Here is a 25,447-nt window from a genome sequence, read left to right on the forward strand (position 1 = left end):
ACAGCGAGCCAATGGTCAAAAGTCGCAAGCCTTGTAGAATCAAACAAATAGGCATCAGGTTCTGAACAAGCCGAAATGATAGCTTCGTTCGCGTAACGGAATATTGGTATCTTCAAGTCAGGCTTTCAGGCGCAGCGGGGGCACTGTCTGAAACATGAAACAAGGACTTGACCGCGATCCAGATCGGCTGATGCGGGCGATCCTCAGCCGGGCACCGGTCGGTATCGCCGTGATCGATTATGACGGTCACTATATTTCGGTCAATCCAGCCTATGCCGACCTTTATGGCTATACCATCGCCGATATGCTCGGCGAAAGCTTTCTGATGGTGTTTCCCGAGGAAGCGCGTGCCTCGGTACTGGTGCGCCACCAGGATTTTCTCGACAACGGTACTTATCTTGGCGGGGAGTGGACCGTCGTCCGGCGCGATGGCAGCAAGCGCATCATCTGGTCGAACTCGGCATCGTTTCCCTCCGGGTCCGGGCGACTCGACCGGCTGGTCTATGTTCTCGACATCACTGAGCACAAGAAAGCGCAGGAACAGGAGCGGATCGCCAGCACGGTCTACCAGACGACGTCGGAAGCCATCATGGTCAGTGATGCCGACAACAAAATCGCAGCCATCAACCCGGCCTTCACGCGCCTTACCGGCTGGTCGCAGGCCGAGGTCGAGGGGCGCGATCTCCGCATGTTCCGGTCCGACCGGCACGACGAGGCATTTTACGCCGAGATCTGGCGGACGCTGGAGGCGGAAGGATACTGGGCCGGCGAACTGTGGGACCAGCGCAAGGACGGTGAATATTACCTCAGGGAAACGACCCTCACGGTGGTCAAGGACGCCCTCGGCAAAGTGAAAAGCTGCGTCAGCGTGTTTTCCGACATCACCGAGCGCAAGGCGGCCGAAAACCTCATCCGCTGGCAAGCCAACTACGACAGCGTCACCGGTTTGCCCAACCGCCACATGTTCGGCGACCGGTTGGCGCAAGGGGCGCGGCAGGCGGCCGACAGCGGCAAGATGATGGCGCTGTTGATGATCGATCTCGATCGCTTCAAGGAGGTCAACGATACGCTCGGCCACACCACCGGCGACCGGCTGCTCGGCGAAGTGGCGGATCGCCTCAGGGAGTGCGAGCGGTCCGGCGATACCATCGCGCGCATCGGCGGCGACGAGTTCGCGCTGATCCTCAACGGCATCTCGGATGCCGGCGAGGTCGAGGCGATCGCCAAGGATGTGCTGCGGCGGTTCGAGACGTCCATCCCCGTCGATTTCGAACAGGTGTTCATCACCGCCAGCATCGGCATTTCTCTCTTCCCAAAGGATACGCAATCGCTGGAAGAGCTGCTCAGAAACGCCGATCAGGCGCTTTATGCCGCCAAGGGGGCCGGCCGCAATTGCCTGTATTTCTTCACGTCGGCGCTGCAGCGGGCAGCTAGCGTTCGCATGCGACTTGCCAGCGATCTGCGGCAGGCGATCGCCGACGAACAATTTATCGTCCACTACCAGCCGGTCATCGATCTCAAGAGCGGACTGATCACCAAGGCCGAAGCGCTGGTCCGCTGGCAACACCCGACGCGGGGTCTGGTCAGTCCGGGCACGTTCATTCCGCTGGCCGAGGAGACCGGGCTGATCGTGCCGCTGGGCGACTGGGTGACGCGGCAGGCGATCGCCGAGGTTGCCCGCTGCCGCAACCTGTTCATTCCCGACTTGCAGATCGCGGTAAATCAGTCGCCGGTGCAGTTCCGCAGCAACGACTTCTCGGGGTTCGGCTGGATGGCCGAGCTGGCGCGGCACGGATTGACCGGCCAGGCCATCAGCATCGAGATCACCGAGGGCCTGCTGCTCCATGCCGAGCCACAGGTGATGCAGAAGCTGATCGCCTTCCGCGACGCCGGCATCGAGATCGCCATCGACGACTTCGGCACCGGCTATTCCTCGCTCGCCTATCTCAGGAAGTTCGACATCGATACGCTGAAGGTCGACCGCTCCTTCGTGTCCGACCTTGAGGGCGCTGGCCTCGATATCTGCGAGGCGATCATCGGCATGGCTCACCGCCTGGGCCTCTCCGTGGTGGCCGAGGGCGTCGAGACCGAGCGGCAGCGCGATATCCTGAAGGCGATCGGCTGCGATTATGCCCAGGGCTTCCTGTACGCCCCAGGGCTGCCGGCCGAGGCGTTCGAGGCGATGCTCCGCAAACAGGTGGATGGCTCCACCGGGGGCGGGGTGGCGGCCCACGGCCCTCAGGCAATGTCGGCGGGGTAGGAGCGACATCACCGGCCGGACGTTTCAGCGGGATGCGCCGGTCGGCAAGTCTGCGATCCGCCTTTCATAGGTATCGACGACGCAGGCCCGAGGGCTGGCTACGCCGCCGCATTTGCGCAACTGGGCGCGCCAGACCCGTTGGTCGCTTTTTAGACCGGCGACTTCGTCGGCGTTTGCCCGGGCCATGGCGCGGGCAAAGCTCCGGGCAAGTTGCATGTCGAGGCTGGCGAGCGCGTCGTCGCCGCAAATCATCGCATCGATCTGGGAATGGCTACCGTCACAGTCGAAGCTAGGGGGCGCGGCATGAGCCAATGATGTCATCGCCATGAGGCAAAGGGCGAGTGTCGCTCCGGCGCGTTTTGTCATCGCATGTCCCCATGCCGGTCTTGTGGTCGAGGCGTTGGTATAATCGCCCGAGCGGTCCGAGCCTTCACCGCAACCGTTCCACCAAGTGTTCGGCGCCCTTTTCGATGCCGACCTTGGCGGCCGACAGCGCGCCGAAGCTGGCGGAGATGTTGTAGGGGTTGGGGTATTGCTTCTCGATATAGGCGGCGAGCAGGGTGTTGGTCGAAGCGTCGTAGATTTCGACGGCAAAGACGACGGCGCCGGTCATCGCGCCTTCGCCGCCGCGCGCCGCCTGGACGCCGTTGTAGACCCCACCGGCCAGGTCGAAGCGGGACAGCGTGCCGAGCACCGGCGTGCTGGTGCTGGCGCCGGTCAGCGTCAGGCGAATGCGCAGGGTATTGGGGGTCGGCTCACCGACAAAGGCGAAGCGCCGGCTGAGCGCGGCCGTGAAGGCGTCGCGCATGGTGCTGGCGAGGGTTTGCTTGTCTTCGTCGGAGACGCCATCGAATTGCTGGTCGGGACCGCGATAGATGACCACCGGGTCGAGGATGACGCTGTTGTAGGACCGCCAGTCGACGGGAGCGGCATAGCGATAGGGCATGCGGCCATCATCATCACTGGGGTTGGGCGCAAGATAGGACGACGACTGAAGGCCCGAATAGGCAACCGGGGTGATGCCGGCGCAAGCAGGCAGGATCACGAAAAGCAGGGCTAGTGGAGCGAATTTGACATTTGAGTCCCGCCTGACATAAAGTTTGCGATCAAATGTCAAATTCAAAAGATCCAGTAGAACCAATAACTTGCTAGTGGTTCTTATGACTCCGACATTTGCTCCGAGGCCGATATCAGGCGTATGCAAATGTCGGAGTCGAACCACTAGAGCGAGTTTGGGGCCGGTGTTCGCGGTCTTCACGAAGTGTCTCCATGCAAGGTCGAGAGGCGGGCGCACCGATCCTGGTGGGAAAGCGTGTGGCGCGTGCCAGACACGGCAACGCAAGTGCCCGGTCCGTCAGTTGGAATGACTACGGCCGACGATTGTTTTTCAGTGTTTTGAAATGTTTAGATTTATTGTGGTGCTGGCATGGTTCTTTCGTCGCTGAACCATGTAACAAAAAATAACAGAACGAGGCGCCGGTTGGTCATAGACTGAAGGGCCTGCGGTTTAGTCTGTCCTGATCGGCAAATGCTGTGAGACTGACGACGATCTGCGACATGACCCTTGAAACAGAGACCAAACATGGCGGCCATGCCTGCCAACACAGTGACCGATCTCTCCGATACGCCGCGCATCGTCATCGTCGAGGACGATCCCGACATCGCACAGATGCTGGTGGAGCTGATGGCCGAGAGCGGCTTTCAGGCATCCGTCGCCATTTCGGGCGGCGAGATGAACCGCCTGCTCGGCCAGCGCGGCGCCGACCTCATCGTGCTGGACGCCATGCTGCCGGGTGAGGATGGTTTCAGCATCTGCCGGCGGCTGCGCGCGACCGGCAAGACGCCGATCCTGATGCTGACCGCGCTCAGCGAGGACATCGACCGCATCCTCGGACTGGAGCTGGGGGCGGACGACTATGTCACCAAGCCCTTCAATTCGCGGGAACTTCTGGCCCGGATCAAGGGTCTGCTGCGGCGGGCATCCTACGGCAGCGAGACCGACGAGGCGGTTACCAGCCTGACCTTTGCCGGCTGGCGGCTCGATCCCGTCACGCGCCAGCTCTACGATCCGGATGGCGTGGAGATCTCCACGACGACGGCCGAGTTCGATCTGCTCTTGGCGTTCTGCCAGCATCCCGGACGGGTGATGACGCGCCAGCAGCTCCTGGGGTTGACGCACGCCGGGGCGGCGGGGCCGATCCTGCGTAGCATCGACGTTCACGTCAGCCGATTGCGGCAGAAGATCGAGCCCGATGTGAAAGAGCCGCTTCTGATCAAGACGGTGCGCCTCGGCGGCTACCTGTTCACACCGGCCGTCGAAAGGGCATGATGTTCACGCGCCTTGGCCTCGCCTCCATGCGGACGCAGATTTTCCTGCTGGCCGTGGTGCCGATTTTCCTGCTGGGCGCGTTCGCGTCCGTGCATGGCACGTTCCGGGAGACCGCATCCAGGCAACGGGCCTGGGTGGAAGCCGAGGCGGGCAAGATCCTGCTGGTCGCCGAGCAGACTCTTGTTTCCGGTTCTCCCGTCGAGGCGACGCGGGTGATCGAGACGGCGAAGCGCCTCGGCCTCACCGTGGAGCTGACGGATCGGCGGTTTTCTCGGGAGATCGATCCGCGCCCGCCGCGCGGTATCGATGCCGCTCTTTTCGACCGCATCGTTGGGGACCTTGTGCAGCTTGCCGACCAGCGGCTGGACGGCGATGCGCGGGGCGCGCAAGTGGTCCTTCGTATCGACGATAGCCACGCCATCGTCTTTCATCCCGATTTTCCAGCCGCTTCGTCGGATTTTCTCGGGATCGTCTACGTCCTGGGGCTGACGTTGCTGGTCGTCCTGCCGGTGCTTCTTCTGTCCTATTACCTCAGTCATCGCTTGACCCGGCCGCTGATCGAATTCGCCGAGGACGCCCAGCGGATCAGCGGGCACGAGAACTCGCAGGAGCTGTTCAAGGCCGATGGCGCCTCGGAGGTGCGCAGCCTGCGCGACTCCCTCAACACCATGCAATTGCGCATCCGGGACATGGCCCAAAGGCGGACGACCATGCTTCGCTCGCTCGGCCACGATCTCCGGACGCCGCTGACGCGGCTGCGCATGCGTGTCGAGCGCTCGCATGAGCCGGAGCTGCGGCAGCTGCTGCTGCGCGACATCTCGATGCTGGCGACGATGATCGACGAGACGATGGCCTATCTGAAGACCACGTCTCCCGGCGAAGGCGCCCCGCCGAAAAAGGTCGACCTCAGCAGCCTGTTGCAGACGATCGCATCCGATTATGCCGACGTCGGCGTGCCCGTTGTCTTTTCAGGGCCGTCACGGCTCGTCTGCATGTGCGAGCCGCGTAACCTGACCCGGGCGATCTCCAACCTGATCGACAATGCCTCGCGGGTTTCCGGCAAAATCGAGCTGTTGCTCGGCGAGGCCGAGGGCTCGATTGTCATCGACGTGTGTGACGACGGACCCGGACTGTCCGACGATCTCAAGAAGCAGGTCTTCGAGCCGTTCTTCAAGGCGGATACGGCGCGAGCCGCCAGCACCGGCAGTCTCGGGCTCGGCCTGTCGATCGCCCGTAGCATTGCCTACGCCCACGGTGGCCGGCTGGATCTCATCGACCGCGCGCCGAGGGGGCTCATCGCACGGATCACCTTGCTCAAAGAGCCCACGCCCTGCCGCGCAGGCTGACGCCGGTGGCCATCGTCACCACACCAGATCGACCGCCACGTCGAGCGCCCGCTTGGTGCCGGCTACGACGGCGTCGGAGGTTCTCTCCACCCGATTGATGAGGTGCTTGCCGCCATCGATGGCGGCGCCGACGACGTCCTTCGGCGGTGGCAGAGGCGCCACGTCAAAGGGCTCCAGCACCGGCGGGGCGGGCGGTGGCATGACGGCGGCAACCGGCGGGATGAGAGCCGGCGGCACGGGGCCAACAGGGACGGGCGGCATGTCGGCGGCGGAGGGGGCCGGCTCCGGCGCAAGGTCTGCCTGTTCCTGGCCCACCACCTGAGGATCCCGCGTTTCGCAAGACGGCAGGCAGGTGTCGAAATGAGCGACCCCGGTCGGCGTCGTCTCGCGCACCCGGAAGATCTTGCTGACGGCGCTCTTGGGCTTTTCGGGGGGAAGCAACGTCGCCGCCGGCGACGGCGTTTCGATGCCCGTCGCCACGTCGACCGAGGCGGTCGTCAGCGGGGTGCCGCCTATGCTTACCGTGCCGGTCGCCTCAATCGGCGGCGACAGCTCGGCGATCGGGGGCGGCGATACGACCACGGGCGGCGGGACCGAGGGGCCGCGTTCGATCACGACGACCGCGCCGGCGCAGGCGGCGCCGACGCCAATGCCGAAGGCCCATTTCCAGAAGATCATTTTGGAGGCGGAATACCGCATCTGAGCTGCGTCGACCATTTTGTTTTCCTTAGAAAACCTCGGAGGATCGACAGGTCACACAGCTTCATGGCTTTTTCATTCGGCGACATTGGCGAAAGTGCGACATTGTATAAAGTTACGTGTCCGCCGCGATTTGCCATTGCCGACCCGCCACCAAGCCAAGGTCGCTTGGCGGAGGCTCGCGTAGGTTTTCGCAGCCCGGTCGTAAAAAATTACGAGTCAAATTGAAAATAAAGCTCGACTTCAGGGGCGACGTGGGCGATCTAGCGATCTAGTGCATTCGTAAAATAACTTATTTCAGCTTTTCCGTCGTCGACGATTCCTTTCCGAGTACATGGTCATGCGGCTTCATTTGTCGACGGCGCGGCGCGCTGGTTCGCGTCTATACGGCTGTGTCTTATCGGCTGGCTTTGGGTGGCTCGGGCGCGGTTTTAGGCGCGTCTGCCTGCTCTTGGCGGCGCTTTTGTTGGTGACTGTCTCCTCCGCCGAGGCAGCTGATATCTCGATGATCAACTCAGTATCGCCGAATGTCGCATCGACGCTGGGCGGGACCACGGTCATCATTACCGGTACGAACTTGACGGGTACCTACGACGTCCGCTTCGACTACGGTTATCCAGCGACCTCCTTCACTGTCGATTCCGACACCCAGATCACCGCGGTCACGCCGGCTCATCCCGCCGGTACCCCCAATGTCATGATTTGGACGCCGCTTTCACAAACATCGGTTTACAACATCTTCAAATATGCGTCCGCGCCAGATGCCCCGACGATCGGCACGGCGACGGCCGGCACCGGCTCTGCGAGCGTGACCTTCACCGCGCCGTCGAGCGATGGCGGATCGGCCATCACCGGCTATACCGTCACCTCAAGCCCCGGCGGCAAGACGGCGACGGGTACGGCGAGCCCGATCACCGTCACTGGCCTCACCAACGGCACCAGCTACACCTTCTCCGTCAGCGCCACCAACGAGGTCGGCACGAGCAATGCCTCCGCCGACTCCAACGCGGTGACGCCCACCGTGGCGACACCCACCGTCAGGCTGTCCGGTCCCACTGTGCTGACGTACGGCGACACCGTAACCTACACGGCGACGCTGTCCGACGGGGCGTCGCCGAGCGGAACGGTCACCTTCCGCGATAGCAGCGGGACACTCGGCACGGGAACGATTTCGGGCGGTTCCGCGAGCTATTCAACCAGCTCTCTGAGCTACGGCACGCATGCGATAAGCGCGGTCTACGGTGGCGACGCGGACAACGACACGGCCACGTCCAACACATTGACGGTCCGCGTTGACGCGCCGACGATCAGTGTGTCGCCGGGACTTCTGCCGGCCCTTGTCGTCGGCAGTGCCTACAGCCAGACGATCACGGCCTCCGGTGGCACGGGGCCCTACAGCTATGGCGTCACAGCCGGAACTTTACCGGCTGGTCTGAGCCTCACGTCATCGGGCACGCTTTCCGGTATGCCGACGGCGGTCGGCGCCTTTTACTTCAACATAACCGCGACGGACGCCAACGCCTTTGACGGCACGAGGGCCTATAGCGGCAGCGTCGGCCTGGCGACGCCGGCCATCGGGCTATCCGCCTCGTCCGCGTCGATTGTCGTCGGCACGCCCGTAACGCTCACGGCCACGCTGTCCGGCGGGGTGTCACCAAGCGGCACGGTCACCTTCAAGGACGGCGGCACGACGCTCGGCTCGGATACGGTATCCGGCGGCTCTGCGAGCTATTCGACGAACTCGCTTGCCACCGGGTCGCACACGATCACCGCCGTCTATGGCGGCGATACGAACAACGACACGGTGACATCGAGCGCGGTGACCGTCGCCGTCAATGCCCCGACCATCAGCCTGACGCCGTCGAGTCTGCCCAATGCCACCGTCGGCACTGCCTATAGCCAGACGCTGACAGCCTCCGGTGGCACCGCCCCCTATAGTTACATGGTTACAACGGGCGTTTTCCCTACCGGTATGTCATTCGTTGTCGCGACCGGAGTTATGTCAGGCACGCCGGCCGCCGCCGGTTCCTTCAATTTCACCGTGACCGCGACGGATGCCGGCGGCTACACCGGAAGCGCGGCCTATGCCATCACGGTTGACGGTGTCACGCCGGCCATCGCGCTATCTGCCTCGCCCAGTTCGGTGATGGCCGGCACGTCGGTAACCCTCACGGCCACGCTGTCCGGCGGGGTATCACCAGGCGGCACGGTCACCTTCAAGGACGGCGGTACGACGCTCGGCTCGGATACGATATCCGGCGGCGCCGCGAGCTATTCGACGAGCTCTCTTGCCGCCGGCTCGCATGCGATCACCGCCGTCTACGGCGGCGATACCAACAACATCGCGGCCACTTCGAGCGCGGTGACCGTCACTGTCAGCGCGCCGACCATCAGCCTGACGCCAGCGAGCCTGCCGAACGCCACCGTCGGCACTGCCTATAGCCAGACACTGACGGCCTCCGGCGGCACTGCCCCCTACAGCTACGTGGTTACAGCGGGCACTTTGCCGGCTGGGCTGTCATTCGATGCAACGTCGGGCGTTCTGTCGGGCACGCCGGCCACCGCCGGTTCCTTCAATTTCACCGTGACCGCGACGGATGCCGGCGGCTATACCGGAAGCGCGGCCTATGTCGTCACGGTTGCCAGCGTCACGCCGGCCATCGTGCTGTCCGCCTCGCCCACCACAGTTGTTTCGGGGGGATCGGTGACGTTGACGGCCACGCTGAGCGGCGGCGCGTCGCCGAGCGGCACAGTCACTTTCAAGGATGGTGGCACGACGCTCGGCACGGATACGATATCCGGCGGTTCGGCGTCCTTTGCCACCTCGGCCCTTGCCAGCGGCAGCCATTCGATCACCGCCGCCTACGCGGGCGATACCAACAACGCGGCGGTCACCTCGTCGGTGGTGACGATCACCGTCAGCGCCGCCGTCCGACCCGACCCCAGCCAGGATCAGACGGTGACGGCGATGGTCACCGCGCAGGCGACCAGTTCGGCCCGCTTCGGCCAGACTCAGATCACCAACACCGTCCAGCGTCTGGAACAACTGCACGACGAGCCGGCATCCAGCGCGGCGGACGGTGGCGGCGGCCAGACCGCCCGCTCCAGCTATGCCGCTTCGGCGCTGGCCTATGGCAGCGGCGCGTCATCGGAAAATACCGGCACGGACTCCTCTGCCAGCCAGGCGGTCAGCCAGCTGTCGAGAGGCATCGAGGTGGCCGAGCGCAAGGCCGGCCTGCCGTTCCATCTGTGGTCCGGCGGCTCGGTCGACTGGGGCCGGGCGGACTCGAACGGCAACGACCGCTTCACCTCGTCCGGCTTCACCGTCGGCCTCGATCGCCGGATGACCGACGCCCTGACCGTGGGGCTCGCCGGTGGCTTCGCCGTCGATCACACCACCTTGGGCTCGAACAGTTCGTCCGACGGCACGGCCTATACCGCCCAGATCTACGCCAGTCTCAAGCTGGCTGAGCGGACCTGGCTCGATGTCGTCGGCGGCTACGGAGCGTTGAGGTTCGACAGCGAGCGATGGTCGAGCGGCAACCAATTCGACGGCACGCGCGATGGCCACGACCTGTTCGGGTCGGTCGGTCTATCGACGGCGCAGGATTTCTCCAGCCTCAGGCTGACCGGCTACAGCCGCCTCGACATCGTCAAGGTGGCGCTCGATGGTTATGCCGAGAGCGGACCCAGCGGCTTGGCGCTCGCTTATGACGAGATGGATACGACGACGGTGGCCGGCGTCGCTGGCCTCAAGGCCGCCTATGCGGTGCCGATGAGCTGGGGCACGCTGACGCCCGGCGCCCGGTTGGAATATCGCCATGCTCTTGACGGCGGTTTCACGCAGGGCCTCGGCTACGCTGACGTCGGCGGCTTCGGCTATACGATCTCGGGAGAGTCTTCGGCCAAGGACAGCGCCACCATCGGCCTCAGCCTTGGCGCGACGACGCTCGATGGCCTCAACCTCGAGCTCGAATACCAGCTGTCGGCCGACGGCGGCGGCGTCGCCAGCCAACAGGTGAGGGCGGGTATCAGGCTGGCCTTTTGAAAATCGCGGGCCGGTGAAGAGGGGTCACATCGGCGGGACGACGCCATTGGTGCCGACGACGACGCGTTGCGCGGTGATGGCGCCATCGATCGCCTTCTCGGCAATGACGAAGACCACCGCCCCCGGCTTCATGTCGGCCTTGGTGGCCGGCGCGAAGGTCACGATGGGCGTGCCCTCGGTAATGGTGATCTTCTTCTCCTGGCCGTGATAGGTGACGGTCACGGTCTGGCCGTTGACGCTCTTGACCGCGTCGGCCACCGTGGCGTTGGTCATGGTGCTGTTGGGCTTCAGGTCCCATCCGCGGCTGCCTTCGCCGGTGCCTTTCATGGCTGGCGGAAAGATCACCACCTCAAGCGCATCGTCGCCGCCATCCTTGGCCGGCGCCGATGCGATGCCGACAAAATCGCCGGGCTTGATGTCGGTGACGGCGGCGCGGGCAACGCTGGAGAGCTGCCATTTCGGGGCCAGCGCGATATCGACCGTCTCGCCCTCGCGCGTCTTCACCGTCAGCGCCGGATCGTTGAAGCTGACGATATCGCCGCGGATGCGAACAGGATCGGTCTTGCCGCCCTCGGCGAAAGCGGGCGAGCCAAGGCCCACGGCGATCGGCAGGCTGACGATGGCGGCGGCGAGAAGGGCCGGCATACGGTTGTGAAGCATGGTCTCTCCCTCATACCTAACGCGTAGGTGGTTCTTGGCGTAGTCGTGTTAGCCTGAGCTTGGGACTCCACAAAAGCCAATCAAAAGTCCGACATGTCGGCGACATCCGGTAATTCCAGCAGAAGTGGATCGGCTTTGCGTCAGGACGCGCTTGCCGGCCATGGTCTAGCTGTGACGAGGAAGACGCGCGATCCTCAGCCGCCGGGCAATGCCGCGCCACGAGGCGGGCTCGCCCGAGGTTGCAAATTCTGGAATGTGGGAATAAGAAATTAAAGGTTTTTCCTGTAATTTATAACTATAGTGCGGCCTGTTCTTACCATAGGCGGCAGCTCTCGCTGGAGCGCAAGCGATCCGTCCAGACGGACTTGCCGCTCCAAGTGGCGGTGTTCAAGCGTCTTTGCCCTTCGCCTTCGCGATCCCCGGGCGGATGCTCCACGTGAAGGAAGAGGCGGCGGATGACCATCGACTTGGCAGCCTTCGTCATGGGAGCCGGGCTGGGGGTGGCTGTCGGCGGCGGCGCCGCGGCCGCGTATTTGCTGGGTTCGGTCCGCCGGCTCAGGCGGGACGGTGAAGCTGCCCAGCGGACGGTCGGCGAGGCGCTGGCCATGCTCGACCGCGCCCAGGTCAGCATCTGCCTGGTCAAGGACCGGACCATCGTCGCCTGCAATCGCGGCTTCGAACGGTTGTTCGGGTATGGCCCTGGCGAGCCGGTCGGCCAGTCGACGCGCATCCTCTACGACAGCGACGCCGCCCATGAAGCCGGCGGCGACGACTACCGGCAGATTGCCGAGGGGCTGTTCGTCGGCGACGCCAGGCTGGTGCGCAAGGATGGCACGCCGATCTGGGTCGCCGATCATGGCGAGGCGCTCGACCGAGGCGATCCCTCCAAGGGCACGGTGTGGACCGCCTTCGACATCACCGAGCGCAAGCACATCGAGACCGAGATCCGCCTTGCCAATGCGCGCCTCGAGTTGGCGCAGAATGCCGGCGGCATCGGCATCTACGACAAGGATTATCTTTCCGACGTCTTCTACCGGTCGCCGCAGACCGAGCGGCTGTTCGGCCTGCCGCCGGGCGGCTTTGGTCAGGGCGACGATGTCTGGCTGCCCCACGTTCATCCCGAGGATCGGCAAGCGGCGGCCGAGGCCGTGAGGCGGGCGATCGAGGCCAAGCGCACCGATTACAGCGTCACCTATCGCGTTCTTCTGCCGGATGGCGATATCCGCTGGATTTCCTCGGTCGGCCAAATCATTCTGACATCCGAAGGCCGGTTGGCACGTGATATCGGCGTCAACGTCGATCTTACCGAACAGAAGCGGGCCGAGCAGGCGATCGCCGCCGCCAAGGAAGTTGCCGAGGACGCGGCGCGCGCCAAGGCGACCTTCCTCGCCAACATGAGCCACGAGATCCGGACGCCGATGAACGCCGTCATCGGCATGACCCGGCTCGCCCTCAAGACCGAACTCAGCCCCCGCCAGCACGGCTATCTCACCAAGATCTTCTCGGCCGCCGAGAACCTGTTGGGCATCGTCAACGATGTCCTCGATTTCTCCAAGATCGAGGCCGGGCGGATGACGCTGGAACACGTGCCGTTCCGCCTCAGCGACATTCTCGACAATCTCGCCAGCCTGATCGCCTTCAAGACGGAAGCCAAGGGCGTCGAGGTGGTGTTCCGCGTCGCGCCTGACCTGCCCAACCTGATCGGCGACCCGCTGCGCCTCGGGCAGGTGCTGCTCAACCTGACCGGCAACGCCGCCAAGTTCACCGATCGCGGCACGATCGTCATCAGCGTCGATATCTTCGAGAGCCATGTCGAGACCCAGGACGCCGGCCGTGTCGAGCTGATCTTCGCTGTCGAGGATACCGGCATCGGCATGACCGCCGAGCAGCAGGCGCGCCTGTTCAAGTCGTTCTCGCAGGCCGACAGCTCGGTGACGCGCAAATATGGCGGTACCGGCCTGGGCCTGGCGATCTCCAAGGAACTGGTCGAGCTGATGGGCGGGGCGATCCGCGTCGAAAGCACGCTCGGCGTTGGCAGCCGTTTCAGCTTCACCGCCCGTTTCGAGGTCGCCGACGACGAGGTCGTCGTCCACCGGGCCGACCAAGTGTCGCTCAACGGCCGCCGCGTTCTGGTGGTCGACGACAACGACGTCGCCGTCGAGGTGCTGTCGGAGACGCTGCGCGGCTTCGGGCTCGACGTTTTCACGGCAACCTCCGGCCTCCGGGCACTGGAAACCCTGGTGGAGGCGTCGGAATCGGGCAATTCCATCGAGCTGGTGCTGATGGATTGGCGCATGCCCGGCTGGGACGGCATCGAGACCACCCGCCACATCCGCAGCGATGCCCGGATCTCGGCGACGCCGGCCATTTTGATGGTATCCGCCTATGGCCGCGAGGACATGACCCGGCAGGCAAGTGGCGTCGCCATCGACGGCTTTCTGTCCAAGCCGGTCAACCCGGCGCTGCTGTTCAATGGTCTGTTGAAGATCCTGCGTCCCGAGCGGGACGGCGATGGATTGGAGCGCATCGCCGGCTTCGTCGACGATTTCCCCGACCTGTCGGCTTTGGCTGGCGCCCGCGTGCTGCTGGTCGAGGACAATGCCCTCAATCGCGAGGTGGCCATCGAGTTTCTGGCCGAGGCGCCGGTGACCGTCGATCTCGCCGGAGACGGCCAGGAGGCGATCGACGCCGTCCGCGCCCAACATTACGACCTCGTGCTGATGGACGTGCAGATGCCGGTGATGGACGGCCTGACGGCGACGCGGCGTATTCGCGAGCAGCCGGAGTTCCAGAAGCTGCCGATCATCGCCATGACGGCCCACGCCATGGCCGGCGACCGCGAGGCGAGCCTTGCCGCCGGTATGAACGACCACCTGACCAAGCCGATCGATCAGGCCCATTTGCTGCGGACCCTGGTGCACTGGATCGACGTCGAGGGCGTCGAAAAGCCGGCCGATGGCACCGCGCCGGCGAAGGCGGCTGCCGAACCCGCCGCTCCGGCGCTGCCGGTTGGCGGACTGCCGATGATCGCCGATGTCGACTGGCAGACGGCGCTCCGCCGCACCAACTACAATCCCGCCCTGCTGGTCAAGCTGGTGCACAACTATCGGCGCGACTTCGTCAATACCGTCGAGGCGCTGCGCGAGGCCAACGCGGCGGGCGATCTCGACCGCATCCGCCTGTTGGCGCACGGCCTCAAGTCGGCGAGCGCCTATCTCGGCGCCGGCAAGATGGCCTGGCTCGCCAAGGAAGTGGAGCAGGGCCTCAGGCGAGGCGCCGTCGATGAAGCGCTCGCCCTGATCCCCGATCTGACGACGACGCTGGCGAACCTGCTGGAGGGGCTTGCCGGCTTCGATGCCGAGCCGCGCACAGCCGATCCCGCCGCCGTCGATCTTGCCAAGCTGGCGCGGCGCTTCCAGCGGCTGGCCGCCCTTCTGAGGGCCGACGACAGCCTGGCCGAAGAGGCCGCCGCCGAACTGTCGGCCATGCTGAGCGGCACCGCGCATGCGGACCGCATGGAAGCCGTTCGCATCGAGATCGGCGAAGTCGAATATGACAAGGCATTGATCTTGCTAGAGGCCCTGGCAGCGAGCCTTGGCATGGACATTGAGGCCGGAGCGACTGCGACGCTGGTCGCCGGAGACAAGCCGTGAACTGGAAAAACCCGCAGAAAATCCTGATCGTCGACGACGCGGCGGTCAATCGTCAGGTGCTCGGAGATCTGTTCCGGGCCGAGCATACGGTCATCCTGGCCAAGAGCGGCGAACAGGCGCTCGAACGGGCCGGGCAGCACCAGCCGGACGTCATCCTGCTCGACGTGGTGATGCCGGAGATGGATGGCTACGAGGTGCTGCGGCGCCTGCGCGCCGACTCGCGCACGGCGGCTATCGCCGTGATCTTCATCACCGGCCTCGACACACCGGAAGACGAGGCGCATGGCCTGACGGTGGGCGCCTCCGACTATATCGCCAAGCCGTTCAACATCCAGGTGGTCAAGGCGCGCGTCAACGTGCACCTGAGGCTTGCCCGCCAGCAGCGCCTCTTGGAAACGCTGGCCAATGTCGACGGCCTGACCGAGATTCCCAACCGCCGCTATTTCGACGAGCGCTTCGCCGAAGAGTTCGAACGCGCCGGGCGGGACGGCAAGCCGCTGTCGCTGGCGCTGTGCGATATCGACTTTTTCAAGCAATTCAACGATCGCGTCGGCCATGCCGGCGGCGACCGCATGCTGCGCGACGTGGCGAGCGCGCTGGTTGCCGTGTGCCGGCCGGACGATTTCGTCGCCCGCTATGGCGGCGAGGAGTTCGCGCTGTTGATGCCGGATACAGTTGCCGACGAGGCCTGGCGGGTCGCCGACGAAGTGCGGCGGGCGATTGCCGCGCTGCTCGGCGAAAACGACGGCGAGGCCGGGTCGGGCGTGACCATCAGCATCGGCGGCGCCACCAAGGGGCGCCTGGAGCGTCTCGACGTTCTCCTGGCCGCCGCCGACCACGAACTCTACCGGGCGAAGGACGCCGGGCGCGACCGCGTCAGCTGGCGTGGCATCGACCGAACGTCGACCGTCAGCCGCGATGAGGCTTCGAGGGAGCCGCATTCTGAGAGCCTGCCCGGAAACTCACCTGGGGCGGGCATCTAGTGGTTCGACTCCGACATTTGCATCCGCCTGATATCGGCCTCGGAGCAAATGTCGGAGTCATAAGAACCACTAGCAAGTTATTGTTTCTAGTGGAGCTTTTGAATTTGACATTTGACCGCGAGCTTCATGTCAGGCGGGACTCAAATGTCAAATTCGCTCCACTAGAGCCTGTGAGGCCGCTGCCGCCATGCGGGGCGGCTCAGAATAGCAAAAAGGCCGGGTGAACCCGGCCTTTTCTCCAACGCCTCGATGATCAGTGCCAGTACATCCGTGGTCAAAGATCAGAAGCGTCAGATGAGTGTTAAACTCACGTTGTTACAGATGGGTGACATTCTCGGAAATTCAAGGGGCGAATGTGTTCGCCCCCGTTGTTTGCCTGGGAAGTCTTTCCCTGCCGCTCGAAAGCAGCTCAGGCAGCGCTGAGGTTCTCGGCCGCGTTGCGACCGGTCCGGCTGTCCTGCACGATGTCGAAGGTGACCTTCTGGCCATCGGAGAGCGTGGTCATGCCAGAGCGCTCGACGGCGGAGATGTGAACGAACACATCAGGCTGGCCATTGCCGATCTCGATGAAGCCAAAACCCTTGACGGTGTTGAAGAATTTGACGGTTCCGTTAGCCATGATGATATTCCTTTCAATTGAGATAGATTTTCGCCGCCCGGCAATGTGCCGTGCGCCGTAGTTCTCGAAATTGATAAGGAAGATCGTAAGTGCCGGTCGGCGCTAAAACAACGTTCGTCAACAAGATCGACCCGATAATAGATATACCGGTTGGGGCTATTTTACAAGGATCGCTTGGAAATATTGCCCGACCGCTGAGCTGACCCCTTCAATTCGCCGACAAATTCAACGAAGTTTTCGGGGTTGCTCAGGGGGGCAAAACTCCAAGACTTATTCCGTCGCCGTCAGAGACAGCGAGACTGGACGCGGCCGCGCCGGACGCTCTTTCGGCTTCGGCATCGGCAGCAGGCCGTCGCGCTGGGCTTTCTTGCGGGCGAGCTTGCGAGAGCGCCGGACGGCGTCGGCGGCTTCGCGCTTGCGCTTTTCCGACGGCTTTTCATAGGCGCGGTGCTGCTTCAACTCACGGAAAATGCCTTCCCGCTGCATCTTTTTCTTAAGAACGCGAAGAGCCTGATCGACGTTATTGTCTCGAACGAGAACCTGCACTGATTTTCCGATCCATTGGGAGAGCAAGACGCCACCGGCCTGTGGTGGCGATCGACTGGTTCCGTTTCCAAGCGCCGGCAGGTCGCGAGGCGAACCAGAAGCGTTTCGAGAACAGACAGAGGGTTCCCAAATAGCGCCCCCTGTTCAGCGTCACTCGTGCCTTTTATGATGTTTCACGTCAAAATACCACCCCTTGAAAATAAATCAGCTTCTTGCCTTGTCTTTATTTTAGCCGGGGAGCATATATAAAAGCTGTTGATTTACCGAGATTTGGCTTTTCGTTGCCCTATGGCAACTTTTTTTTCTCGGGTCGACGATAGCAAAATTTACGCAGTGAACTGGAGGTGCAAGTATTTCCTCCCCATCGGACTGCGAAAGTCAACAAGAACACGTATATGTTGGTCGCCCGCAAGGTGTACCGGCAAGGGCGAGAGCCTTTACGGCGAGGCTTGCCGCGCCGGCGAAAGATCCGTGGCGATCTTCGCAAACAAACCCTTCGCCCATCCGCGGCCTGTCCGGCCATATTCCCAAGGGAGGCAGTCATCATGACGACTTTAGACGCGCGCCGCCATTCGAGCCCTCAGAGGGGAAGTGACGCCTCGACCCATGTCTTCAGGATCGGCGAATCGGTGCACTTGAAGCCCAGTTTCCAATATGCCTCCCTGTCCGGCGTCTATCGCATCACGGCGACGCTGCCGACGGCCGATGGCCAGCCGCAATATCGCATCCGCAACGAAGAAGAGCGCCACGAGCGGGTCGCGCCGCAGGACAGCCTGGAGCGGGCGACCGCGTCGTCGACCGGTGGCACCAGGGCCATGCTGATCAAGAGGACATTCGGTCGTGGCTAAAGAGCAAAAGCGCGGTAATCGCGAAGCCAAGAAGCCCAAACAGGTCAAGGCCGCCGTCGCCGCGCCGGTAAACCCCTTTGCTAGCCCGACCAAGGCCCCGGCCGGCAAGAAGGGCTGATCGGCCTGCCTTATTGAACGCGGAACGCGCCGGCTGGATGGAAATCATCCGGCCGGCGCTTGCATATCCCAAAGATGCCGAGAGGGCTTTGGCGCAACGCACTGTTTGTCAATGCTAACATGCTAGACAAGACTCCGGCACGTCACAGCTGAGTGCTCTGTCGCACCTCTCAAGGGGAGCTTTCGGCTGCCACCGCAAGGGTCCGCTTCATGAATATCTACTCCCTTCGGGTGCGTATCGCGGGCCTTGCGGGCTTGTGCATTATCGGTGCGACGACGGCGATTATCGCCGTCAACACGCAATTGGAAATGCGGACCGCCGACTTCGTTTCGAACCGAGTGAGCGAACTCCTCGATCAAACCGGACGTGAGTCGATCATGCGTCTGGCCGGCCAGCAGGCGAGCGTCGTCAGCGCCGAGCTCAATGTGGCTTGGGACGCGGCGCGCAACATGGCCAAGGCGTTTGAGACAACGATGGTGGCGCCGGATAAGGGTGGGGCGCCGATCGAGGCGCGCCGGGCTCAGCTGAATGGCTTTCTCGAGCGGGTTCTGCGCGACACCCCCAGGCTCAACGGGACCTACAGCGCTTGGATGCCCAATGCCCTGGACGGCCGTGACAGCGCGTTCAAAGGCGACAGGGCGGTTGGCGCCGATGACACCGGGCGGGCGCTTCCCTATCTGACCCGCGATAGCGCCGGCCACATCGCGCTTCAGCCGCTCGTCGACTACGACAACAAGGATTTCCATACCAACGGCGTGATGAAGGGCGGCTGGTTCATTGGCCCCCACGAAACCGGGCGAGAGAGCCTTGAGGCGCCGCTGCCCTACATCGTACAAGGCCGACCGGTTTTTCTCGCCACCATCTCCGTGCCGATCATCATTGGCGGCAAGTTCGCTGGCGTCGCCGGTACCGACTTCGACCTGGCCTTCTTCCAGCACCTGGTCGAGAGCGCCAAGGCCAAGGCCTATTCCGGCAAGGGCGAGGTGACCATCGTCACCGACAAGGGCCTGATCGTGGCGTCCAGCCTCGATCCAACGGCCATCGGTGAATCGCTGTCCAAGATCGATGGCAACTGGCAGAGCGATATCAAGATCGTGGCCGGCGGCCAGGAAGCAGCGATTCAGGAGGACAATTCCGACCAGATGCATGTGTTCGCGCCGATCGAGATCGGGCGTACGGGCGCGCATTGGTCGATCATCATCGCCATCCCGCGCCAGGTGGTGATGGCCGAGGCGCTCAATCTGTCCAATGCCCTGAGCGAGCGCGCCAAGGCGGGGCTTTTCTGGCAGATCGTCGCGTCGATCTCCATCGCGGCGGCGGCGACGATCGGTATGATCCTCGTCGGCCAGACCATCGCCGCGCCGATCGTCTCGCTGGCCGGCGTGCTGCGACGGATCGCGTCCGGCGAAACCGTGGGGCGGATCGATGGCACCGATCGTCGCGACGAAGTGGGCGAAATCGCCGCCGCCTCGGAGATCCTGCGCCAAGGCCTTGCCGAGGCCGAGCGTCTGCGGGAAGCCGAGAAGCGGCTTTCCACCCTGGCCGAGCAACTGGATGCCGAGGTCGAGCAAAAGACATTCGACCTCGCCGATCGCGAGCGGGAAATCATCTGGCGACTGGCGCGCGCCACCGAGCGACGCGATAGCGAGACCGGCGATCACATCTCCAGAATGGCGCGCATCAGCGGGTTCATCGCCAAGGCGCTCGGTCTGTCGGAAGAGGAGTGTCTGCTGATGGAGCTCGCCGCGCCGATGCATGACATCGGCAAAGTCGGCGTTCCGGACGAGGTTCTGTTCAAGCCCGGTGCCTTCACGGCGCAAGAGCGCCGGATCATGGAAAAACACACGGTTCTGGGGTGGGAAATCCTCAAGGATTCCAAGTCGAAGCTGATCCAGATCGCAGCGGAAATAGCCTTGAGCCACCATGAACGCTGGGACGGCGAGGGCTATCCGCATCGTCTCAGTGGCAAGGACATCCCACTGGGCGGGCGTATCGCCGCCGTCGCCGATGTCTTCGATGCCTTGACGTCGGTGCGTCCCTACAAATCCGCCTGGACACTTGAAGACGCTCGCGCGCTCATCGAAACCAACGCCGGCAAGCACTTCGACCCAGACTGCGTCGCAGCTTTTCTGGCTGCCTGGAAAGATGTCGTTGCCGTGGTCGGAACATCGCCAACACACGCCAATGAGACTGTGGTTTAGTCGGCGAAAGATGGAGCTTTCGCCGACTGGGTGAGGAAGCCTGCCAGTCGGCGAAGGCGTCGGCGGTGCGAGGCGGAGCTTACAGCTCCTGCGCGGTGGGCCGGAACAGGATCTCGTTGATGTCGACGTCGTCGGGCTGGCTCATGGCGAAGACGACGCAGCGGGCGAAGGAGTCGGCGGGGATTGCCAACTTCTCGTAGAACTGCTTGACGCCGGCGGCGACGTCGGCCTCGCCGATGCTGTTCGGCAGCTCGGTGTCGACGGCGCCGGGAGAGATGATGGTCGTCCGGATGTTGTGGGGTTTTACTTCCTGCCGGAGGCCTTCGGAAATCGCCCGCACGGCGTGCTTGGTGGCGCAATAGACGACGCCGCCGGGGATCACCTTGTGACCGGCCACCGACGACACATTGATGATGTGGCCGCTTTTCTGCTTGGTCATGTGCGGCAGCACGGCGGCGATGCCGTAGAGCACGCCCTTGATGTTGACGTCGATCATCTGGTCCCACTCGTCGATCCGCAGCCGTTCGAGCGGCGCCTGGGGCATGACGCCGGCGTTGTTGACGATGACATCGACGCGGCCATGCAGTTCGACGGCGCGATCCACCAGCGCCTTGACGTCAGCGGCCTTGGTAACGTCGGTCTTCACCACGGCCTTGGCATCGAGGCCGAGTTCTTTGGCGAGCTTTTCGAGGCGATCGAGCCGACGGGCGCCGAGGATGAGTTTGGCACCATCGCGGGCCAATTCCCGCGCCGTTGCTTCGCCGAGGCCACTGCTGGCGCCGGTGATGACGACGACCTTGTTTTCAATATTCTGCATTGGATTGCTCCGTATCGCGGTTGCCGGACCCAACAGCCCGGCCGTCCCCTATGTAGGGTGTCGCTCAGGTCTTTGCCGACAATTGCTCGGCAAAGAGGAGCGTGGCGGTGCTCGGGCAAGAGGGGGGTATGAGGACGCGCGCCTTTCGGCACACCGCCAGTCACGTGGATATTCCACGACCACTGACACATCCCTGTCAGCTGAGCATTTATACGGCCGGCTGCAAGGAATTGAAAAGTCGGCGGTCTTCCAACCGCTCGACAATCGCGGCGGCGGGCAACTGACATGACCTATATGGAAAATCTCTGGCTGTTCTTCCTGCTGCTCACCGGCATCATCGTGGTGCCGGGCATGGACATGATGTTCGTTCTGGCCAACGCCCTGACCAGGGGGCGGCGGGCCGGACTGGCGGCCACCTTTGGCCTGATGGTCGGCGGTGCCTGCCACACCGTGTTCGGCACCGTGGCGGTGGCGGGCCTCAGCAAGCTGATACCGGCGATTTACGGCCCGATGCTGATGATCGGATCGGCCTATATGGCTTGGATCGGCGTGAGTCTGGCGCGCAGTTCCATCGTCATCGACACGGTCGACGCCGGCGCCCTCCGCTCTTCGCGGGCAGTGTTCGCGCAGGGCATCGTCACCTGCCTTCTCAATCCCAAGGCCTGGCTGTTCATTCTGGCGGTCTACCCGCAGTTCATGACGCCGGTCTATGGCCCACTGGTACCGCAGGCCTTGGTAATGGGGGTGATGACGGTCGCCGTGCAGTTCGTCGTCTATGGCGGGCTGGCCTTGATGGCAGCGCGCGGCCGCGACGGCCTGATTACCAATCCCGCCCTGACGATCTGGGTCGGGCGGGTGGCAGGCCTGCTGCTGGTGGCGATCGCCGCCATTACGCTGCTGCGCGGCTGGAGCGAATTATAGGCTCTGCCGATTGTCGCGCTCGAGCTTTCGGCCGCGATGGCGGGCGAACCTTTCCACCGCTGCCTGCTGCCGGGCAACGGTTGCCAATTCGGTGCTGACGACGCGCCGGCCGATCGGCCACAGCGAAATGCCGGCTAGCTTGAAGCACTGGATGCCGAAGGGGATGCCTATGATGGTGACGCAGTAGATCACCCCCAGCACCAGATAGGAGAGGCAGAGCGCCAGACCGAAGGTCACAAGCCACAGGACATTGAACACGAAGCCGATGGTGCCGGTGACGGCCGTCGTCGCCGTGACGCCTTTGCCATCCAGCTCGCGGATATGGACGACATCCTTGCCGAAGGGGAAGGCGCTGAGCTTGGCCATTTCGATGGCCGCCCGCGTTAGTGGCAAGCCGACGATGGACACGGCAAACAGCGCCGCGCCGATCAGCCAAACAAGCGCCGTGAAAGCGCCGCCGAAAACAAACCAGATGGCATTCCCGGCAAACCGCATGCGCCCCCGCTGAAAACCCAAGTTTTCTCGCCGGGAGCATAGGTGGTCCTGGTTGTCTGGCAATACGGGGGAAACGCGCGGGTGGTGCCGGTTGTGCGGCCTCGGTCATGACGCGGGAAAGGATAGGGGCCGGCCGACGGGCGTTCGTTCCGAACGGGGCGGGCCAGATAGCAAAAAAGCCGGGACAAACCCGGCTTTCTCTCCAACGCCTCAACAACCAGTGCCAGTACATCCGTGGTCAAAGATCAGAAGCGTTAGTGGAGCTTGTAAGCTCACATTATTACAAATGGGTGACGAAAGCGAAAATTCAAGGGCAGGGGGTGTTATTTCCGGAAATAGGCTGGGTCAAACGCTGGTTGAGGATCAGCCAGTCCGATGCCGAGCGTAGCTCCCCTCCGCCGCATGCCGTCGGGCGGCGTCCGCCAGTTCCACGCTGACGACGCGCCGGCCAACCGGCCACAGCGAAATGCCGGCCAGCTTGAAGCACTGGATGCCGAAGGGAATGCCGATGATGGTGATGCAATAGATCACCCCGAGCACCAGGTAGGAGAGGCAGAGCGCCAGCCCGAAGGTGAGCAGCCACAGGACGTTGAACACGAAGCCGATGGTGCCGGTGACGGCGGTGGTCGGCGTAAGCCCCTTGCCGTCCAGTTCGCGGACGTGGACCACATCCTTGCCGAAGGGGAAGGCGCTGAGCTTGGCCATTTCGATGGCGGCTCGCGTCAGCGGCAAGCCGACGATCGACAGCGCGAACACCGCCGCGCCAAGCAACCACAACAGGGCGGTATAGGCACCCCCGAAGACGAACCAGATGACGTTGCCGGCAAAGCGCATGACTGACCCCTGGGGTGAGGGCGGGACATCCCGTCAGGCGGTAGGTGGGGATCGCGAGGGGAGACGGCAAGCGCGGAGAAGGGCGGCGGCGAGGGGCTTGCGCGCGGGTAGGGACGTCACCCGGTTGCGCCCCACGATTTCACCAGCTCGAAAAACGGCGCAACGGCCGGGTTTTTCGAGGTGGTCGGCGCACACAGCACGACATCGAATTCGGGAGTATCGACCAATGCCTTGGCGATCACGGCGGGTCCCAGGCCGGTGCAGAGCGACTGGGGGATCAGCGCCACGCCGAGCCCTTCTTCGACCAGCCGGATGATGGTGTGTTGCAGCCGGGGCTCGAAGGCAAAATGCGGCACCACGCCGCCGGCGGCGCAATAGATGCCGATCGCCGCGCGCAGCACCGGCACCACCGAGGCGGGGGCGGCGATCAGCTTTTCACCCTGGAGGTCGCGAGGACCGACGATATCGGCGGCGGCCAGGGGATGGTCCGCCGGCACGATCAGGCAGAGCCGATCGCGCGCCAGAAGCTGCGTTCTGAGGTGCGGCGCGTAGGGGCTGCCGAAGGTAACGGCGATGTCGAGCTTGCCCTCGATCAGCATGGCGTCGATGTCGGTCGGGATGCTCTCTTCCAGGATCAGGTGGATGTCCGGCTTGGCTTCGGAATAGCGCCGCACCAGGGCGGGAATGATGCTGTGGGCGGCGTGCATCATGAAGCCGAGCCGCAATTCGCCCTTCACGCCATCGGCGACCAGTTGCACGTCGCGGCAGGCGGTGTCGAAGTCGGCGAGGATACGGCGGCAATCGGTGAGAAAGTGCCGGCCGGCCAGCGTCAGGCTGACGTTGCGGGAATTGCGGTCGAACAGCCGGACGCCCAGCGTCTTCTCGATCGATGAAATCTGCCGGCTGAACGGCGGCTGGCTCATGTTCATGCGCGCCGCCGCCTGTCCGAAATGCAGCGTCTCGGCGAGGGCCACGAACAGGCGCATGTGGCGGGTATCCATTCGATACCTCAAAGGTATTAATCAAGCATCAAAGTGACATTGGATTATATCGATCTGGTGAGCTAGACAACCTCGCCCTCACCGAAAGTCCTAGCCATGCTGAATAACCTGCTCATCGTTCTGCCGATCTTCGCCCTGATCCTCGCCGGCTGGATCGCCCGCAAAACCGGCGCGCTGGGCGGGCATGCGACGCGGGAGGTCAATCGGCTCGTCGTCTACCTCGCGCTGCCGGCGCTCTTGTTCGACATCATGGCCAATGCCAAGCTCTCGGACATCTGGCAGCCGGGCTTCATCGCCGCCTTCATAGCGGGCTGCGCGGTGATCTTCGGGGTGACGCTGTGGTGGCGCATGGCGGGAGGACGTCCCCTGTCGGACGCCGCCATCGACGCGCTCAACGCCAGCTATGCCAACACCGGCTTCATCGGCTTTCCGCTGGTGCTATCGCTGGTGGGCGATGCCGGCATGGGCGCGACGCTGATTGCCACCATCCTGACGGTGTGCATCCTGTTCGCCTTCGCCATCATCTTAGTCGAGGGCGGGCTGCAATCGGAAACCCGCAAGCGCGACATCGCCTATAAGACGCTGATCTCGCTGGCGAAGAACCCACTGCTGGTCGCCCCGGCGCTGGGGGCGCTGGTGATGCTGTCCGGCTTCCCGCTGCCGGCGCCGGTCCACGCCTTCACCAAGCTCCTGGGCGGGGCGGCCTCGCCCTGCGCGCTGATCGCGCTGGGCCTGTTCCTGGCCGGCACCAAGACCGGCAAGTTCGGCGAGCGGCTGTCCACCACCGGCGTGCTGGTGGGGCTGAAGCTGGTGGCCCAACCGGCCATCACCTGGCTGATCGCCGTGCCGCTGCTGCAACTGCCGACGCTCGCCGCGCACACCGTGGTGCTGCTCGCCGCGCTGCCGACCGGCACCGGCCCGTTCATGCTGGCGGAGTTCTACCGCCGGGAAGCGGGGCTCACGGGGCGGGTGGTGCTTGCCTCGACGTTGCTGTCGGTGGTGACGATCTCGGCCTATCTGGCGGTGGCCGGTGGTCCGGCGGTGGGGTGAGGTTGGCTGGCTCCCCCTC

General features: G+C 63.7%; 21 protein-coding genes. 11 read left to right on the forward strand and 10 right to left on the reverse strand.

Annotated features, from left to right (window positions below):
- Window positions 1–154: 154 nt before the first annotated feature.
- Window positions 155–2,260, forward strand: coding sequence for a putative bifunctional diguanylate cyclase/phosphodiesterase (locus AB6N07_RS10470; protein WP_370677744.1), 2,106 nt, complete (start codon window positions 155–157; stop codon window positions 2,258–2,260).
- 24 nt (window positions 2,261–2,284) lie between these two features.
- Here AB6N07_RS10470 and AB6N07_RS10475 read toward each other — a convergent pair whose 3' ends face one another.
- Window positions 2,285–2,626: a lysozyme inhibitor LprI family protein gene (locus AB6N07_RS10475; protein ID WP_370677745.1), complete on the reverse strand. Its 342-nt coding sequence runs from the start codon at window positions 2,624–2,626 to the stop codon at window positions 2,285–2,287.
- Between the two features lie 64 nt (window positions 2,627–2,690).
- Window positions 2,691–3,305 carry a DUF3313 domain-containing protein gene (locus AB6N07_RS10480; RefSeq protein WP_370677746.1) on the reverse strand — a complete coding sequence of 205 codons (615 nt, stop codon included), beginning with the start codon at window positions 3,303–3,305 and terminating at the stop codon, window positions 2,691–2,693.
- A gap of 546 nt (window positions 3,306–3,851) precedes the next feature.
- On the opposite strand from AB6N07_RS10480, the gene AB6N07_RS10485 reads away from it, so the two are divergent.
- Both AB6N07_RS10485 and AB6N07_RS10490 read left to right on the forward strand, forming a co-directional pair.
- Window positions 3,852–4,589 carry a response regulator gene (locus tag AB6N07_RS10485; protein ID WP_370678217.1) on the forward strand — a complete coding sequence of 246 codons (738 nt, stop codon included), beginning with the start codon at window positions 3,852–3,854 and terminating at the stop codon, window positions 4,587–4,589.
- Window positions 4,586–5,935 (forward strand): ATP-binding protein, encoded by a 1,350-nt coding sequence (locus tag AB6N07_RS10490; RefSeq protein WP_370677747.1) that lies wholly within the window; start codon window positions 4,586–4,588, stop codon window positions 5,933–5,935. The genes AB6N07_RS10485 and AB6N07_RS10490 overlap by 4 nt, the downstream gene beginning before the upstream one ends.
- 15 nt (window positions 5,936–5,950) lie before the next feature.
- On the opposite strand, the gene AB6N07_RS10495 is transcribed toward AB6N07_RS10490, so the two are convergent.
- Complete coding sequence (locus AB6N07_RS10495; protein ID WP_370677748.1) at window positions 5,951–6,652, reverse strand: hypothetical protein; 702 nt, start codon at window positions 6,650–6,652, stop codon at window positions 5,951–5,953.
- Between the two features lie 487 nt (window positions 6,653–7,139).
- Between AB6N07_RS10495 and AB6N07_RS10500 the strand changes: the two genes are divergently transcribed.
- Window positions 7,140–10,682: an Ig-like domain repeat protein gene (locus AB6N07_RS10500; RefSeq protein WP_370677749.1), complete on the forward strand. Its 3,543-nt coding sequence runs from the start codon at window positions 7,140–7,142 to the stop codon at window positions 10,680–10,682.
- Between the two features lie 24 nt (window positions 10,683–10,706).
- Here the strand turns inward: AB6N07_RS10500 and AB6N07_RS10505 are convergent, their stop codons facing one another.
- Window positions 10,707–11,342: a hypothetical protein gene (locus AB6N07_RS10505; protein ID WP_370677750.1), complete on the reverse strand. Its 636-nt coding sequence runs from the start codon at window positions 11,340–11,342 to the stop codon at window positions 10,707–10,709.
- A 455-nt stretch (window positions 11,343–11,797) separates the two neighbouring features.
- Between AB6N07_RS10505 and AB6N07_RS10510 the strand changes: the two genes are divergently transcribed.
- Complete coding sequence (locus AB6N07_RS10510) at window positions 11,798–14,995, forward strand: response regulator (RefSeq protein WP_370677751.1); 3,198 nt, start codon at window positions 11,798–11,800, stop codon at window positions 14,993–14,995.
- Window positions 14,992–15,978 (forward strand): diguanylate cyclase, encoded by a 987-nt coding sequence (locus tag AB6N07_RS10515; RefSeq protein WP_370677752.1) that lies wholly within the window; start codon window positions 14,992–14,994, stop codon window positions 15,976–15,978. The genes AB6N07_RS10510 and AB6N07_RS10515 overlap by 4 nt, the downstream gene beginning before the upstream one ends.
- Before the next feature lie 409 nt (window positions 15,979–16,387).
- On the opposite strand, the gene AB6N07_RS10520 is transcribed toward AB6N07_RS10515, so the two are convergent.
- Together AB6N07_RS10520 and rpsU are read right to left on the reverse strand one after the other, a co-directional pair.
- Window positions 16,388–16,597, reverse strand: coding sequence for a cold-shock protein (locus tag AB6N07_RS10520; RefSeq protein ID WP_370677753.1), 210 nt, complete (start codon window positions 16,595–16,597; stop codon window positions 16,388–16,390).
- Between the two features lie 270 nt (window positions 16,598–16,867).
- On the reverse strand, window positions 16,868–17,143 hold the full coding sequence (gene rpsU, locus AB6N07_RS10525; RefSeq protein WP_370677754.1) for a 30S ribosomal protein S21: 276 nt from the start codon (window positions 17,141–17,143) through the stop codon (window positions 16,868–16,870).
- A 545-nt stretch (window positions 17,144–17,688) separates the two neighbouring features.
- On the opposite strand from rpsU, the gene AB6N07_RS10530 reads away from it, so the two are divergent.
- The 3 genes from AB6N07_RS10530 to AB6N07_RS10540 all read left to right on the forward strand — a co-directional run bounded on the left by AB6N07_RS10530 (window position 17,689) and on the right by AB6N07_RS10540 (window position 20,310).
- Window positions 17,689–17,991 carry a hypothetical protein gene (locus AB6N07_RS10530; protein WP_370677755.1) on the forward strand — a complete coding sequence of 101 codons (303 nt, stop codon included), beginning with the start codon at window positions 17,689–17,691 and terminating at the stop codon, window positions 17,989–17,991.
- Entirely contained in the window at window positions 17,984–18,109 is a 126-nt protein-coding gene (locus AB6N07_RS10535) for a hypothetical protein (protein WP_370677756.1), read from the forward strand. Before AB6N07_RS10530 ends, AB6N07_RS10535 begins: the two co-directional genes overlap by 8 nt.
- A 209-nt stretch (window positions 18,110–18,318) precedes the next feature.
- Window positions 18,319–20,310: an HD domain-containing phosphohydrolase gene (locus tag AB6N07_RS10540; RefSeq protein ID WP_370677757.1), complete on the forward strand. Its 1,992-nt coding sequence runs from the start codon at window positions 18,319–18,321 to the stop codon at window positions 20,308–20,310.
- 79 nt (window positions 20,311–20,389) lie between these two features.
- On the opposite strand, the gene AB6N07_RS10545 is transcribed toward AB6N07_RS10540, so the two are convergent.
- A complete protein-coding gene (locus AB6N07_RS10545) occupies window positions 20,390–21,127 on the reverse strand; it encodes an SDR family oxidoreductase (protein ID WP_370677758.1) in 738 nt (245 codons plus the stop codon).
- A gap of 285 nt (window positions 21,128–21,412) precedes the next feature.
- Between AB6N07_RS10545 and AB6N07_RS10550 the strand changes: the two genes are divergently transcribed.
- Entirely contained in the window at window positions 21,413–22,048 is a 636-nt protein-coding gene (locus AB6N07_RS10550; protein WP_370677759.1) for a LysE family translocator, read from the forward strand.
- Here the strand turns inward: AB6N07_RS10550 and AB6N07_RS10555 are convergent.
- The 3 genes from AB6N07_RS10555 to AB6N07_RS10565 all read right to left on the reverse strand — a co-directional run bounded on the left by AB6N07_RS10555 (window position 22,043) and on the right by AB6N07_RS10565 (window position 24,378).
- Complete coding sequence (locus AB6N07_RS10555; RefSeq protein WP_370677760.1) at window positions 22,043–22,543, reverse strand: YccF family protein; 501 nt, start codon at window positions 22,541–22,543, stop codon at window positions 22,043–22,045. The genes AB6N07_RS10550 and AB6N07_RS10555 overlap by 6 nt on opposite strands.
- A 363-nt stretch (window positions 22,544–22,906) precedes the next feature.
- The gene (locus tag AB6N07_RS10560; protein ID WP_370677761.1) at window positions 22,907–23,377 is read right to left on the reverse strand and encodes a YccF family protein; all 471 of its coding nucleotides are present in this window, start codon (window positions 23,375–23,377) and stop codon (window positions 22,907–22,909) included.
- A gap of 116 nt (window positions 23,378–23,493) precedes the next feature.
- Complete coding sequence (locus AB6N07_RS10565; protein WP_370677762.1) at window positions 23,494–24,378, reverse strand: LysR family transcriptional regulator; 885 nt, start codon at window positions 24,376–24,378, stop codon at window positions 23,494–23,496.
- A gap of 96 nt (window positions 24,379–24,474) precedes the next feature.
- On the opposite strand from AB6N07_RS10565, the gene AB6N07_RS10570 reads away from it, so the two are divergent.
- Window positions 24,475–25,428 (forward strand): AEC family transporter, encoded by a 954-nt coding sequence (locus AB6N07_RS10570; RefSeq protein WP_370677763.1) that lies wholly within the window; start codon window positions 24,475–24,477, stop codon window positions 25,426–25,428.
- Window positions 25,429–25,447: the final 19 nt, after the last annotated feature.

It is taken from the genome of Pleomorphomonas sp. PLEO, from assembly GCF_041320595.1.
Classification (GTDB): domain Bacteria; phylum Pseudomonadota; class Alphaproteobacteria; order Rhizobiales; family Pleomorphomonadaceae; genus Pleomorphomonas.